The organism is Novosphingobium sp. SG707, assembly GCF_012275515.1.
Taxonomy (GTDB): domain Bacteria; phylum Pseudomonadota; class Alphaproteobacteria; order Sphingomonadales; family Sphingomonadaceae; genus Novosphingobium.
In genome coordinates this window covers 70,883-84,948 of the sequence record NZ_JAAZQL010000013.1, presented here as the reverse complement: position 1 = coordinate 84,948, position 14,066 = coordinate 70,883, and the positions used below count along the sequence as shown (strand labels likewise).

Here is a 14,066-nt window from a genome sequence, read left to right as displayed (position 1 = left end):
CGGCTCAGAATAATGCAAAGCAAGAAGATCCGAGAACGGCGGAAATCCGCCAATCAGGCAACGCTCCTCCGCATTATGGGCACCTCGCGATTAGTAAAGCGGGGTAAGAATGATGCCAATGATGCCGAGGCGATCTGCGAGGCGGTGACGCGCCCGACAATGCGGTTCGTGGCCATCAAGTCACGCGAGCAGCAGGCATCACTATCGCTGCACCGGGTACGCCACCTGCTGATCGGGCAGCGTACGCAGTTGGTCAACATGATGCGCAGCCAGCTTGCCGAGTTCGGTATCACGATCCCGGTCGGGCTGGACCGGGCACTGCAGATGGCGCGCCAAGTCGTCGACGGAGAGGCTGGGGTTGATCTACCACCACAAGCTGCACACGTGGTCGGTATGCTGTGTGGGCTTGCGCTTGATCTCCATGCCCAGCTTCGCCAGCTCGACCTGCGTCTCGATGCCCTCCAACGCAGCGATGAGGTTGCCCGTCGCCTTGCCACGATCCCGGGCATTGGCCCGATCGGCGCAACAGCGCTGGCAGCATCGGTCGCAGATCCTCACCAATTCAGCTCCGGTCGGCAATTTGCCGCATGGCTTGGCCTGACCCCGCGCCAAAAATCGAGTGGCGGCAAAGAACGCCTGGGGCGCATCACCAAGATGGGCGACAAATATCTGCGGCAGTTGCTTGTCATCGGGGCGACCTCGATAATCCGTCGCGCCAAGACCAAACCTGAAGCAGTTGACCCACGCATCGTCGCCCTGCTGGCAAGGAAGCCGGCCAGAGTGGCCAGTGTAGCGATGGCCAACAAAATGGCGCGGATCGTTTGGGCCGTCATGGCGCGCGGCCAGACCTATCAGGCAGGACACGCACCAATACTGGCCGCATAAAATGGAATATGGCTGAGAACCACACCAGCCAAACGGAGTTGTGAGCGCAAAGAGAAATGATGGCGAAACCGGTCAGACCGGGAGCAGGGACAATCCATCGAACGGCAAAGGCGTAACAGCCTGCAAACCCGATCGGAACCCTGTTCGCGGACCCCATCAGGGCCAGCGGTCCGAAACGACTGCACAAACAGGCCGGACAGACGACTGCACCCGACCGACCGTCAGATTTTCAAAAAAGTGCTTGCAACGCGGGAGCCATCCACAGACGCCGTTTGTTCAGGAGGTTTCGCCCACCCAGCCGTTTCCCCTAATTGAAGGGGAAAGCTAGAAAGGCAGCGCTCTCCTCTGCTATCCGTGAAAGGCGTGACAAGGATAGCAGCGCCTGCCCCTCAACTGCCTCGGGCACCATTTCTCTGGTGAAGCGCCAGGCCACCGCAGTGGTGATGTCGGCCTGAAGCGGATGGTCGCCAAAGCACCACGGCTGAGCGCGGCTGACCTCCTGTTCAAGAAGATGGAGCGCCTGCGCCAATTGCCCATGGATACGATTGAGCCAGACTTGATGGCGCTTCTCCTCGGGCCGCAGATTGTGTTCATAGACAATCTGCACCGCCTTATCGCAGACCGCCAGCGCCAGGCCGATGATCCGTTGGGACAGCGCATGAGCCGCCGGATCGGCGGGGGACAGGCTGCATCCTGCAAGCCGCTCGACGTGTTCGAGGATGAGGCCGGAGTCCATCAGCACGATCCCATCGTCGGTCACCAGCGTAGGCGCCTTGACCACCGGATTGATCGCGGCAAAGGCATCGAAAGTGGAAAACACCGACAGCGTCTGATGCTCGAAATCCAGACCCAACAGGCGGAGCGAAATGGCAACCCTGCGTACATAGGGCGAATCCAGCATTCCGATCAGTTTCATCTTGTCCTCCTTGACCCGGCCGCCGCAACCGGCCGAAATCCGTTAAAGGGAGGGATAAAGCACCACCCGGATCGTTGCCATTGGCAGGTATGACAAGTATCGAAAGTATCATGCCAAACGCCAAGCCTCTGGTCGTCATCCTCGCCTATGATGGACTCTGCACCTTTGAATTCGGCTGCGCTTTTGAAGTCTTTGGCCTGCCGCGCCCGGAGATGGGAAATGACTGGTATCGCTGCCTTACCGCCGCCGCCGAGCCCGACCCCTTGCGCGGCGCAGGCGGTGTGCAGGTTATGCCCGACGGCGATCTGGACCTGCTGGATCAGGCCCATACGATCGTCATTCCCGGATGGCGTGGCCCGCGTGAACCGGCTCCTGCCGCTCTGCTCGAAGCATTGCGACGGGCCCATGGGCGCGGCGCAAGACTTGTGGCGATCTGCGCCGGAGCCTTTGTGCTGGCGCAAGCCGGACTGCTCGATGGGCGGCGAGCCACCACCCATTGGCGCCATTTGGCAAGCCTTGCCGATCAGGCCGGTAAAACAGTGATCGAACCCGACGTGCTCTATGTCGATGAGGGCGATATTCTGACCTCGGCAGGCAGTGCTGCGGGACTGGACCTGTGCCTTCATGTGGTGCGCAAGGATTTCGGCCGGAACGCCGCCAACAGCGTGGCGCGCCGCCTGGTGGTGGCACCGCATCGCGACGGCGGGCAGGCCCAATTTATCGAGCGAGCCCTGCCGCCGCCCTCCGGTCACCGTCTATCCGGATTGCTCACAGCCATTCAGGCAAAGCCCGGCGAGAACTGGAGTGTGGAGCGCATGGCGGCGGAGACTCATCTCAGCTCCCGCAGTCTGCACCGCCATCTGTTGGGCGCGACGGGCCTGACGCCGGGCGCATGGCTTCAACAGCAGCGCGTGGCTTATGCCCGCATGCTGATCGAGGAGACGCATCTGTCCATCGAAGCTGTAGCCGAACGTGCGGGCTTCGGCACCGCAGCCAACTTCCGTCAACAATTCCGGGCTGCAACGGGCCTGTCGCCCAGAGCGTATCGCAACACTTTCGGTTCGCGACCCGGCGCGAGGGCGGGCAATGTCATTGTCAGCGGGGGATCCACATCTTGACGACTACAATTTCATTCTGGTTACGCCCCACAAGCTGTCGTTTACATGGCCAAACAACACGCCGGAAGCGGCCATTCGTTTAGGGCGATCACGTCCAAGCTCTCACAGTATTCACCTTAAGTTGATTGCGACGATTGCAACGAAACTGCTTGGGAATGCTGCCTGAAGTTTTCTTATTGCAAATATCGCTTTTTTGCGGAAGCTATCCTTAATTTGGGTGGGGAGACGATATGAAAAGCGCGTGGTTGCTGGCTTGCGCCACCTTGTCTCTATACGCCAGCCCGCGCTGGCCCAGACCTTCACCCCCACCGCCAGGGATGTGGCGCAGTACGCCAAAGCGACCAACCCGTCGCGCGGCTATGGTTGGGCGGCGCAGACTGAGCCTTTCGACCGCGCTGTGATGCGGCACTTGCGATCCAATTCCATCCCGCAGACGGCTCAGATGATGGCGGCGCAAACCGGCCTTTCGGCGCCCTTGCTGGAGCAGATCATTGCCCTGCGCATTTTCGTACAACAGCACCAATATGACCGCGCCGTCGATGGCAACAAGCCTGCCTTGCGCAAGCACGTGCTAGCCTTGGCTCCGCAGGTGCAAGGGCACGAACTGGGCACTTTGCTGCTCGCCGAAGTTATCGATGCCATCGGCGATGAACAGGGAAGCGATGTCGACGCGCTGGTCGGCGCGGCGCCCGACAAGGCACGTTTGGCCACACTTGTCGCGCCGATCATTGGCGGCAAGTCGGCCTATGCCCATGCGGCCGCGCTGGCGGCGCCGGCGGCCATTCCGGTACTGATCCGCTGGGCGCAATCGGGCGATATCGACGGGGCAGACAAGATGGCCCTGTATGACTGGCTGGCCAGCCCCGCAGCTTTGGAACGCATCGAGGCGGGGCAGCGCGATGACTTTTCGATCCGCTTCCTGCGCAAAGCCCTGTCCACCCTGTTGCACCATGGCCTTGATCAAGAAGCGCTGGCCTGGTTGGACGCGATGGGCCCAACAGTGCGGGAAAGGGTGCTGTCTCTCACCGCGGTTTTGGCCAATCAGGCGACAATCGGCGGCATCGAGGTGAACTTTGGCGAAGATGACGCCTCAGCGGAGGTCATCGCAGAAGCGGCTATCGATGCCAATGGCAAGGAGGTGGCGGTCACCACACCGAAACCCCAGCCCAAACCCAAGCCAACTGACCCGTTTGCAAGCGATACGGGGGCTTTGCGGCTCGATCTGGCCGAGGCCTATCTGATGGCGGATCGCGCGCAGGATACGCACAGGATGCTGGACGGTCTGGTTGATCTGGCCGCGCTGCGGGCACAGTTTGATTGCCTGATGGCAAAAGCAGACGCCAAGCCCGAAAACTGCGGCATAAAGCCAAATACGATGCCCAAGGAAGGCGCATTGGCCCGGTTGTTGCTGATCGACGCCGCGCTGAACCACAAGGGCGAAGACCCATACCTCATTGCGGAATTCATGGCGGGCGAGCGCTCTCCCGACGGTCAATTCGCAGGAGCCCAACTGACATGCCGCGTTTTCTCGCCAGACCAATTTCCGGGCTTGTGCCAGACCGCGCTTCACCTTGGCTATAACGCGCCGGAGGAAGAAGCGAGCGCCTTCTCAGAGCCATCACCCACCGAACAAGCCGAGGTGGCGCGTGCGCTGAGCCTGACCGTGCCGGATTATGCCGAGCGGCGGACCCGCTTGCTGGCCGCCATGCCGCCACGTCCCGCCCTGCCGCCGGGATGGCAGACTGGCAAGCGCGAAACAGCGGTGGCGACTGCGCCCGATTATCACGAACAGTCCATCGTTCCGGCCCTGACGAAAGCGCCGGCGCGCGCCAATCCCAAGGGGCTTGCACGCCTGCCCGCAGGTTTCATGCCCGTGCGCGCCGAGCGGCAGGGCACCACCGCCATCGCCGTCAGTGTCTCGCAAACGCTGGACCCGGTGGGCGAGGTATCGCCTTTTACCCCTTCTCCGAGGAATCAGGATGCGACTCATGAATCATACCACCTAACAAAACCCACCTATAAAAGTTCGCATTCCCCGGACACGAACCCAACGTCCTTTTCTCTAAGGGGGTATAAATGAGGGTATGTCAGACTTTCAATTACATAAATTATACATTTTTATAGATAGTTAAGCCTATCTATTCGAGCCCGTCATCGCACTTTTCCCTATATCTTCAAGAACTCCCTCCCGCCTTGCGGGCATGGAAAAGGGCGCCTTCCCGGCTCGGAAAGGCGCCCCTTTGGGTGAATGGCCCCCGCCCCACCCCAGTGTGACGGCGAGGACCAAACAGATTATTCGATAAACGGCTCCACCGCGCGCATATGGCCGCGCAGGAAAGCATCCGCCACGTGGCGCAGCGGGGCGATATCGACATCGCTCTGCCTCCCGGCCACCAGCGCGGCGAAACGGGCATAGAGTTCGGGATATTCCCGGTCCTCATCCTCGCGCACGCCCTCGGGCAGGGTCAGCACCGAGCCGCCCTTGGCCAGCTTGAGCGTACCGCCGTCGGTTTCCACAATGATGTCCCAGCTTTGCGGGCCGGTCTGGCGGAAATCCAGATCCATGTGGATCGGCGTCCCCGCGCTGTCGGTAAAGCGCAGGTCCGCCGCAATCGGCGCCTGACAGTTCGAGGGCACCTCCAGTGTGGCATCGGTCAGGAAGAACGGACGCGGCAGGATATGCGTGGCGATGGAGAGCGCATTGATGCCCGGATCGAACACGCCCAATCCGCCCGCCTGCCAGATCCACGCCTGCCCCGGATGCCAGACACGCACGTCCTCGCGCCAGATGATCCGCACATCGCGGATCTCGCGGTTGGCCAGCCATGCCTTCGCCGGCTCAACGCCTGCGGCATAGCGCGAATGCCACGAGGCAAACAACGTAACGCCTGCCTCATCGGCCATCGCGCACAGCGATTCCACCTCGGCCAAAGTCGCACCGGGCGGCTTTTCCAGGAAGACATGCAGCTTGTGCTGCAACGCCTTGACCGCCAGAGCGTAGCGCACCTGCGGCGGGGTGCAGAGGGCCACCGCATCAACCGCCAGCCCTGAAGCCAGCAGACCATCCAGATCGGCAAACCACGGCACAGACAGCTGCGGATCATGACGGCTGACCGTGGCCACCAATTCATAGGCCGGATTGGCGGCGATGGCGGGCAAATGCTGATCGCGGGCGATCTTGCCCACGCCGACAATGGCGATGCGGATGGCCATGGCTTAAAGCACCTTTACCGAGACAGTTTCGGCCGCCGCGATGGCAAGGCGGTTGCGCAGAGGCAGTGCGAAAGGCGCCGCGCTGATTTCAAACTCATCGCCGGGCGCGGTACGCACTTCGTCCGAGAAGGACAGCGTGGCCGTGCCAAAGAAATGCACATGCACATCGCCCGCGCGGCGGAACAGGCCATATTTGAAATGGTGCTGTTCCAAATTGCCGATGCTGTGCGACATATTCGCCTCGCCCGACAGGAAGGGCTTTTCCCACAGCGTTGCACCATCACGCAGAATGCGGCTGGTCCCGCGAATGTCCTCGGGTACTTCGCCGATCAGCAATTCCGCGCCCAATGCCGCCACGCGCAGCTTGGAATGGGCCAGCCACAGGTAATTGTGCCGCTCGGTCACATGGTCGGAAAATTCATTGGCCAGCGCAAGGCCAAGGCGGAAGGGCGTGCCATCGGGGCCGACGATATAGACGCCCGCCAGTTCCGGCTCCTCGCCGCCATCCTGCGCAAAGGCGGGGCTGAGCAGATCAGCGCCGGGGCCGACAAGCTGCGAACCGTCGCCCTTGTAGAACCATTCGGGCTGCTGGCCGACCTGTCCGGCCTCAGGCTTGCCGCCCTCGACGCCCTCAAGGAACATGCGCATCGAATCCGTCAGCTTTTCGCCCGCAGCGGCGGCTGCATGCATCTTGTTGCGGCCTTCCGCCGAACCCAGATGCGTGAGGCCCGTGCCGGTCATCCACAGATGCGCCGGGTCTTCATGGTCGATCGGGGCCAGCAAGCGACCGCCCGCCAATTCCGCCGCAATATCCACCGCCGCGCCCTTACCGGCAGCTTCGGCTTCCGCCGAGAGCGAACGCCCGGCGGCAATCGCGCGTAAAGCCAGCTCGCGGGTCGAGGAAACCCCATTGAGGAACCAGGCCTGATCCCCATCGGCCAGAATAACGGAACGCGCGCCATCTTCGGCGCGATGTTGCAAAAGGCGCTGGGCCATCGTCAAAACTCCTTGCCCCGCCGGAACGCCCCGGCGGGGTGAATGCAAAAATCAGAGCGTCAGCACACCATCGATCAGACGCGGCGCGCCATCGCCGCGCGCATCATCGCGCAATTCGGCGGGCAGCAGCGCAGGCGCGATGTTCTGATAGCTGACCGGGCGCAGGAAACGGTCGATGGCAAGAGTGCCCACCGAGGTCGTGCGCGGATCGCTGGTGGCCGGGAAAGGCCCGCCATGAACCATCGCATGGCACACCTCGACGCCCGTGGGCCAGCCATTGGCGAGGATACGGCCCACCTTGCGCTCCAGCACCGGCAGGATGGCGGCGGCCAGATCGGCGTCGGCATCGTCCATATGCAGCGTGGCGGTCAGTTGCCCTTCCAGCCCCTTGAGCACAGCCGTCAGTTCCGCCGCATCGGCGCAGCGCACGAGGATCGAGCTGGCGCCAAACACTTCATGCGCCAGCGCCGGATTGGCGAGAAAGGCCGAAGCCGTGGTCTGGAACAGGATCGCGCCGCAAGCGGTGCCCTCGCCCGGTTCGCCCGCCGCCAGTTGCTCGACGCCATCCGCGCCCGCCAGAGCAGCGGTGCCGCTGCGATAGGCCTGGCCGATGCCCTTGGTCAGCATGGTCTGCGCGGGGGCCTGCGCCACAGCGCCGGTGGCGGTGGCGATGAAGGCTTCCAGCCCCTCGCCCTCAATGGCCAGCAGCAGGCCGGGGTTGGTGCAGAACTGCCCCGCGCCCATGGTCAGCGAACCGACGAAAGCGGTGCCCAGCGCCGCGCCGCGTGCCTTGAGCGCTTCGGGCATCAGCAGGACGGGGTTGATGCTGCTCATTTCGGCATAGACCGGGATCGGCACCGGGCGCGCGGCGGCCAGATTGACCAGCGCCAGACCGCCCGCACGCGAACCGGTAAAGCCCACCGCCGCAATGCGCGGGTCCTTCACCAGCGCCGCGCCCAACTCGTTCGACGGGCCGACCAGATGGCCGAACACGCCGCCCGGCAGACCGCAGGCCGCAACCGCCTTGGCAATGGCCGAGGCCACCAGCGCGCCCGTTTCGGGATGCGCCGGATGGCCCTTGACCACCACCGGGCAACCGGCGGCCAGCGCCGAGGCGGTGTCGCCACCAGCGGTCGAGAAAGCCAGCGGGAAGTTGGAGGCGCCAAACACCGCCACCGGCCCCACCGGGATCATGCGCAGGCGCAGATCGGGGCGCGGCAGGGGCGCGCGGTCGGGCAGAGCCGGGTCGATGCGCAATTGCTGCCATGCACCGGCGCGCACCACCTGAGCGAACAGGCGAAGCTGGCCCATGGTGCGGCCGCGTTCGCCCTCAAGGCGGGCGCGGGGCAGGCCGCTCTCGCGCATCGCCGCCACGATCAGATCGTCGCCAAGGGCAAGGATTTCATCGGCGATGGTTTCAAGGAAGGCCGCACGGGTCTCGCGGTCGGTGGCGCGATAAGCATCAAACGCGGCATCAGCGGCGGCGCAGGCGGCCTCGACCTGCGCCAGACCATCGACCGCATAGGCGCGGCCCGATGCTTCGCCGGTGGCGGCATCAATTGAACGAAATTCGGTCATCGAAAACTCCATTGAACACTACCGACCATCGCGGATGCGTTTAGTCAGAGTAAAATCATTCCACCTCAAGATCAGACAGGGCATGGGTGGGGCGCGAACCCCACAGCGCGTAGAACAGGGTGTAAAGCTCACACACGGCGGTCAGGATAAAGGAGGTCTGCAGCCCGTAACGGTCCGCCAGCCAGCCCTGCACCGCCACCAGCGCGCCGCCCGCAATCGCCATAATCAGCAGGCCCGAGCCTTCCTCGGTCAGCGGGCCAAGGCCGCGGATGCCAAGCGTGAAGATCGTGGGGAACATGATCGAATGGAACAGACCGACCAGGATCAGCGACCACATCGCCACCGGGCCGGAGGACACTACCGTAATGCTCATCACCACAAAGGCGCCAATCGAAAATACCGCCAGCACGATCCCGGCATCGACCTTCTGCATGATGGCCGAACCGATGAACCGGCCCACCATCATCCCGCCCCACAGCAGCGTGAGATAGCGTCCGGCCTGTTCGGCGGTCATGCCGCCGATGTCGGGGCGGCTGATGAAATTGATGAACAGATTGCCGACCCCGATTTCCGCGATCAGATAGATGAAGATCGCGGGAACCCCCAGCACCAGATTGCGATGCTGCCACAGGGGATGGTTCCAGAAACGGCTCCAGAGCGAACCTTCGGCCGTGGCTTCGCGGACCCGGCGATTGGCGGCGCCAATGGCGGGCAAGGGGAAACGCGCGATCACGATGGCCAGCACCGTCAGCACCACTGCGACAATGCCATAGGGCAGGATCACCGAATGCGCATCGGCCAAACGTTCTGCAGGGGTCAGCACCGTGCCCGCCGCCGCCGTGCCGCCCTTGGACCGGCCAAGGATCAGCCATGCGCCAAACATCGGCGCCAGCATCGTGCCCGCCGAATTCATCGCCTGCACCAGATTGAGGCGCGAGGAGGCGGTTTCAGCAGGACCAATGACGGCAACATAGGGATTGGCCGCGACCTGCAGCAGGGTGATCCCGCTGGCGATCACAAAGAGCATGGCCAACGTGATGCCATAGGAGGGGATCGAGGCCGCCACCATCATGCCGACCGCCCCGCCCGCCATGATCAGCAGACCCGTGACCAGCGATTTCTGATAACCGATCCGCTCGATCAGCATGGCGGCAGGAATCGAGGCGAAGAAATAGGCGATGAACCACACCGATTCGATCAGCGCCGCCTGAAAGTAGCTCAGTTCGAAGACGGAGCGCAGATGGGGCAGCAGCGTGCCGTTGATGACCGTGATAAAGCCCCACATGAAAAACAGCGTGGCCAGCAGCGACAGCGCGCGACCATAATGGCCATGGCCATCGGTGTGGGACGCATCCATCGCGGCGACATTCGCACTCGTACCTACAGGGGGGGCCATCTCGATCCTCTCAAAAGCCGGGCGCTTGCCATTGCTCTGGCATAGCGACTTGCGCTTATCATATTTGTCGGACTATAGAGAGCGCCGGGCCGCGTCAATGGCTCACGATTGCCGGGAGAGACGAGGCATGAAATTTTACGCCCTCGCATCGCTCGCCGCCCTTTGTGCGGCAACGATGGCGAATGATGCCATGGCCGTCACGGCGCAGCGCGAAAATGCAGGAAAACTGCCCGACGGGGCTGTGGTCGAGGCGGTGACGCTGAGCGCGGGCAATGGGGTTTCGGCGCGGATATTGGCCTATGGCGCCACGCTGCAATCGCTGATCGCGCCCGATGCCAAAGGGCGCAGGGCCGATGTTGCACTGGGCTATGACGATCTCGATTCCTATGTGAATCACCCCAACTATTTCGGGGCCACCATCGGCCGCTTTGCCAATCGCATCGCCGATGGGCGCTTTGCGCTGGACGGCAAGACCTATCAATTGCCGCAAAACGATCATGGGCAGACGCTGCATGGCGGCGGGCGCGGCTTTGACAAGGTGCTGTGGAAGGTGGAATCGATCTCCTCCGGCCCGGTGGCGCGGCTGGTTCTGACTCACACCAGCCCCGATGGCGATTCCGGCTATCCCGGCACGCTCAAGGCCCGCGTCACCTACAGCCTTGATGAAAAGGGCAATCTGGGCATCCTGTTCGAAGCTGAGACGGACAAGCCCACCATCGTCAACATGACCAATCACGCCCTGTTCAACATGGCGGGCGAAGGCAGCCCCGGCGGCGCAATGGACAATCGCCTGACCATTCCGGCCGACGCCTATACGCCGGTTTCGCCCACGCTGATCCCCACCGGCGAATTGCGCAAGGTGGCGGGCGGCGCGTTCGATTTCCGCAAAGCGCGCCGGTTGACCGATGCCCTGCGCGACGGCCATGACGACCAGATCGTGGCCGGGCGCGGCTATGACCATAATTTCGCGCTGGACAAGGGTCTGACCGCCACCCCGCAACTGGCCGCGCGGCTGGTTGATCCGGCCTCGGGCCGTATGCTGGAGGTGCTGACCACCGAGCCGGGCCTGCAATTCTATTCGGGCAATTTTCTGGATGGCACGCTGATCGGCAAGCATGGCCATCTCTATCGCATGGGAGACGGCATCGCGCTGGAGCCGCAGAAGTTTCCCGATGCGCCCAATCACCAGAATTTCATTTCCGCGCGCGTCGATCCGGGCAAGCCTTATCGCCATACCATGATCTACCGCCTCTCCGTTTCGCATTGATTGGAAGTTTCGATGACCGAGAAGACAAAGCTGCGCAGCCGCGCATGGTTCGACAATCCCGACAATATCGACATGACCTCGCTCTATCTTGAGCGCTATCTGAACTTCGGGATCAGCCTTGAGGAATTGCGCAGCGGCAAGCCGATCATCGGCATCGCCCAGACCGGCAGCGACCTTTCGCCCTGCAACCGCCACCATCTCGTGCTGGCCGAGCGCATCCGCGAGGGCATCCGCGAAATGGGCGGCATCGCGCTGGAATTCCCGGTCCACCCGATTCAGGAAACCGGCAAGCGCCCCACCGCCGGGCTCGACCGCAATCTGGCCTATCTGGGTCTGGTCGAGGCGATCTATGGCTATCCGCTCGATGGCGTAGTGCTGACTACGGGCTGCGACAAGACCACGCCCGCGCTGTTGATGGCGGCGGCCACGGTCAACCTGCCCGCGATTGCGCTCTCGGTCGGGCCGATGCTCAATGGCTGGCACAAGGGCGAGCGCACCGGCAGCGGCACCATCGTGTGGAAGGGCCGCCAGATGCTGGCCGCTGGTGAGATTGACGACGAAGGCTTTATCAAACTGGTGGCATCGTCTGCCCCCTCGACCGGCTATTGCAACACGATGGGCACGGCCACCACGATGAACTCGCTGGCCGAGGCTTTGGGCATGATGCTGCCCGGCAGCGCGGCAATCCCCGCCCCCTATCGCGACCGTCAGGAATGCGCCTATCACACCGGCAAGCGCATTGTGCAGATGGTGCATGAGGATCTGAAACCCTCCGACATCCTCACGCTGGATGCGTTCCACAATGCCATTGCGGTCAATTCGGCCATCGGCGGATCGACCAATGCGCCGATCCATCTGGCCGCGATTGCGCGCCATATCGGCGTCGAACTGCCGCTGTCCGACTGGCAGGATATTGGCCACAAGATCCCGCTGCTGGTCAATCTGCAACCGGCGGGCGAATATCTGGGCGAGGATTATTACCGCGCGGGCGGCGTGCCCGCCGTGGTCGCGCAATTGATGGGTCAGGGCCTGATCCGCGAGGGCGCCATGACCGTCAATGGCAAGACCATGGGCGAGAATTGCCGGGCCGCCACAATCGAGGATGAAAAGGTCATCCGCCCGTTCAACCAGCCGATCAAGGAAGAGGCCGGTTTCCTCGTCCTGTCGGGCAATCTGTTCGATGCGGCGATCATGAAGACCAGCGTGATTTCGGAGGAATTCCGCGCGCGTTACCTCTCGAACCCCAATGATCCTGAAGCCTTTGAAGGCCCGGCGGTCGTGTTTGACGGGCCCGAGGATTATCACCACCGCATCGACGATCCCGCCGTCGGCATCACGCCCGAAACGCTGATGTTCATGCGCGGGGCCGGTCCCATCGGCTATCCCGGCGCGGCCGAAGTCGTCAACATGCGCCCGCCCGCCTATCTCATCACCGAGGGCGTCTCGGCCCTGCCCTGCATCGGTGACGGGCGCCAGTCGGGCACCAGCGGCAGCCCTTCCATCCTCAACGCTTCGCCCGAGGCGGCGGCCAATGGCGGCCTTGCCCTGCTGAAAACCGGCGACCGGGTGCGGATCGACCTGCGCAAGGGCACGGTGAATGTGCTGATTTCCGATGAGGAACTCGATGCGCGCCGCAAGGCCTTGATCGAGGCGGGCGGCTATGCCTATCCCGCCAGCCAGACGCCGTGGCAGGAGATCCAGCGCGCGCTGGTGGGCCAGATGAACAGTGGCGCCATTCTGGAAGGCGCGGAAAAGTATCAACGCATCGCCCAGACCATGGGCCTGCCCAGAGATAATCACTAACGCGACAATTACGGATCAAGAACCGCACTGCTCGGCCTCAACGCTCGGCGGTGCGGTAATGGCAGGAAAGGCCGGGCGGCATCGCAACCCGGCCTTTTCTTATGCCGGGTCCATCCCCGGTTGGGGCAGCGCGCTGAGCCCCATTTCCTCGGCGGTGTCCTTCATCGCCAGGTCGACCAGCACGCGCATCGCCTCGGCGGCGGCATCGCCATCGCCTGCGGCAATCGCCTCATAGACCTTGGCGTGATCGGGGATCGGGTTGCGCGGCAGGGCGCGCGAGCGCTGCTTGTACTGCGTCGTCCAATGCACCGCCGCACCGATGCTGGCCGACAGGACAACCAGTGCGGGATTGCGCGTGGCGCGCAGGATCGCATCATGAAAATCGCGGTCGCCCGCCTTGCCCGCATCGGTGGCCAGCGTGTGGCGCCGCATCGCGGCCAGCGCATCCTTCATCGCGCGCAGATCCTCACGGTCGCGCCTTTGCGCGGCGAAACGCGCCGCCGCCGGTTCGACCACCGCGCGCAGTTCAAAGATGCCCCGCACCAGCGCCGGGTCCGGCTCGCCCGAAAAGGCCCAGCCCAGCACATCCGGGTCCAGCAGGTTCCACCTTGTGCGCGGCAAAACCTTGGTCCCGGCCTTGGGGCGGCTTTCCACCAGCCCCTTGGCCGCCAGCACCTGCATCGCCTCGCGCAGCGCCCCGCGCGAGACATCGAGCGCCTCGGCAAATTCAACCTCGCTCGACAGCACCGTGCCGGGGGCATAGACGCCCGAAACGATATCCGTGCCCAGCCGATGCGCGATGGCTCCCTGCAACCGGCGCCCCGTGCCGCGCTTGGCCTTTTTCTCGGCGCCTTCTTCCGGCTCGGTCAAATTACTGCCCCCAGATTCATAACC

General features: G+C 63.3%; 11 protein-coding genes. 5 read left to right on the top strand and 6 right to left on the bottom strand.

The features are described 5' to 3' along the window. Nucleotides 1-885: IS110 family transposase (locus FHW92_RS23535; protein ID WP_246870390.1), on the top strand; the 885-nt coding region annotated here is incomplete at its 5' end. Nucleotides 886-1,192: 307 nt separating this feature from the next. On the opposite strand, the gene FHW92_RS23530 is transcribed toward FHW92_RS23535, so the two are convergent. Continuing rightward, nucleotides 1,193-1,801 carry a glutathione S-transferase family protein gene (locus FHW92_RS23530; RefSeq protein ID WP_168605730.1) on the bottom strand — a complete coding sequence of 203 codons (609 nt, stop codon included), beginning with the start codon at nucleotides 1,799-1,801 and terminating at the stop codon, nucleotides 1,193-1,195. Nucleotides 1,802-1,911: 110 nt separating this feature from the next. Here FHW92_RS23530 and ftrA point away from each other — a divergent pair, with 110 nt between their 5' ends. Beyond that, entirely contained in the window at nucleotides 1,912-2,919 is a 1,008-nt protein-coding gene (gene ftrA / locus FHW92_RS23525; protein ID WP_168605729.1) for a transcriptional regulator FtrA, read from the top strand. 241 nt (nucleotides 2,920-3,160) lie between these two features. Further along, on the top strand, nucleotides 3,161-4,999 hold the full coding sequence (locus FHW92_RS23520; protein ID WP_168605728.1) for a hypothetical protein: 1,839 nt from the start codon (nucleotides 3,161-3,163) through the stop codon (nucleotides 4,997-4,999). Between the two features lie 212 nt (nucleotides 5,000-5,211). On the opposite strand, the gene FHW92_RS23515 is transcribed toward FHW92_RS23520, so the two are convergent. The 4 genes from FHW92_RS23515 to FHW92_RS23500 are packed head-to-tail and all read right to left on the bottom strand — an operon-like array spanning nucleotide 5,212 to nucleotide 10,102. Then, nucleotides 5,212-6,132: a Gfo/Idh/MocA family oxidoreductase gene (locus tag FHW92_RS23515; RefSeq protein ID WP_168605727.1), complete on the bottom strand. Its 921-nt coding sequence runs from the start codon at nucleotides 6,130-6,132 to the stop codon at nucleotides 5,212-5,214. Nucleotides 6,133-6,135: 3 nt separating this feature from the next. Beyond that, nucleotides 6,136-7,128, bottom strand: coding sequence for an AraD1 family protein (gene araD1, locus FHW92_RS23510; RefSeq protein WP_168605726.1), 993 nt, complete (start codon nucleotides 7,126-7,128; stop codon nucleotides 6,136-6,138). A 51-nt stretch (nucleotides 7,129-7,179) separates the two neighbouring features. Beyond that, the gene (locus tag FHW92_RS23505; RefSeq protein ID WP_168605725.1) at nucleotides 7,180-8,706 is read right to left on the bottom strand and encodes an aldehyde dehydrogenase (NADP(+)); all 1,527 of its coding nucleotides are present in this window, start codon (nucleotides 8,704-8,706) and stop codon (nucleotides 7,180-7,182) included. A gap of 55 nt (nucleotides 8,707-8,761) precedes the next feature. After that, a complete protein-coding gene (locus FHW92_RS23500; RefSeq protein ID WP_168605724.1) occupies nucleotides 8,762-10,102 on the bottom strand; it encodes a sugar MFS transporter in 1,341 nt (446 codons plus the stop codon). Nucleotides 10,103-10,229: 127 nt separating this feature from the next. Here FHW92_RS23500 and FHW92_RS23495 point away from each other — a divergent pair, with 127 nt between their 5' ends. Both FHW92_RS23495 and FHW92_RS23490 read left to right on the top strand, forming a co-directional pair. Further along, on the top strand, nucleotides 10,230-11,369 hold the full coding sequence (locus tag FHW92_RS23495; protein WP_168605723.1) for an aldose epimerase family protein: 1,140 nt from the start codon (nucleotides 10,230-10,232) through the stop codon (nucleotides 11,367-11,369). 12 nt (nucleotides 11,370-11,381) lie between these two features. After that, nucleotides 11,382-13,172 (top strand): IlvD/Edd family dehydratase, encoded by a 1,791-nt coding sequence (locus tag FHW92_RS23490; protein WP_168605722.1) that lies wholly within the window; start codon nucleotides 11,382-11,384, stop codon nucleotides 13,170-13,172. Between the two features lie 99 nt (nucleotides 13,173-13,271). On the opposite strand, the gene FHW92_RS23485 is transcribed toward FHW92_RS23490, so the two are convergent. Further along, nucleotides 13,272-14,042, bottom strand: a complete 771-nt coding sequence (locus tag FHW92_RS23485) for a FadR/GntR family transcriptional regulator (protein WP_168605721.1) — start codon at nucleotides 14,040-14,042, stop codon at nucleotides 13,272-13,274. Between the last annotated feature and the right edge of the window lie 24 nt (nucleotides 14,043-14,066).

Bases quoted from the DNA above. Each gene is read 5' to 3' on its own strand.
- FHW92_RS23530 (WP_168605730.1), bottom strand. From the start codon at position 1,801: ATGAAACTGATCGGAATGCTGGATTCGCCCTATGTACGCAGGGTTGCC.
- ftrA (WP_168605729.1), top strand. From the start codon at position 1,912: ATGCCAAACGCCAAGCCTCTGGTCGTCATCCTCGCCTATGATGGACTC.
- FHW92_RS23515 (WP_168605727.1), bottom strand. From the start codon at position 6,132: ATGGCCATCCGCATCGCCATTGTCGGCGTGGGCAAGATCGCCCGCGAT.
- araD1 (WP_168605726.1), bottom strand. From the start codon at position 7,128: ATGGCCCAGCGCCTTTTGCAACATCGCGCCGAAGATGGCGCGCGTTCC.
- FHW92_RS23505 (WP_168605725.1), bottom strand. From the start codon at position 8,706: ATGACCGAATTTCGTTCAATTGATGCCGCCACCGGCGAAGCATCGGGC.
- FHW92_RS23500 (WP_168605724.1), bottom strand. From the start codon at position 10,102: ATGGCCCCCCCTGTAGGTACGAGTGCGAATGTCGCCGCGATGGATGCG.
- FHW92_RS23495 (WP_168605723.1), top strand. From the start codon at position 10,230: ATGAAATTTTACGCCCTCGCATCGCTCGCCGCCCTTTGTGCGGCAACG.
- FHW92_RS23490 (WP_168605722.1), top strand. From the start codon at position 11,382: ATGACCGAGAAGACAAAGCTGCGCAGCCGCGCATGGTTCGACAATCCC.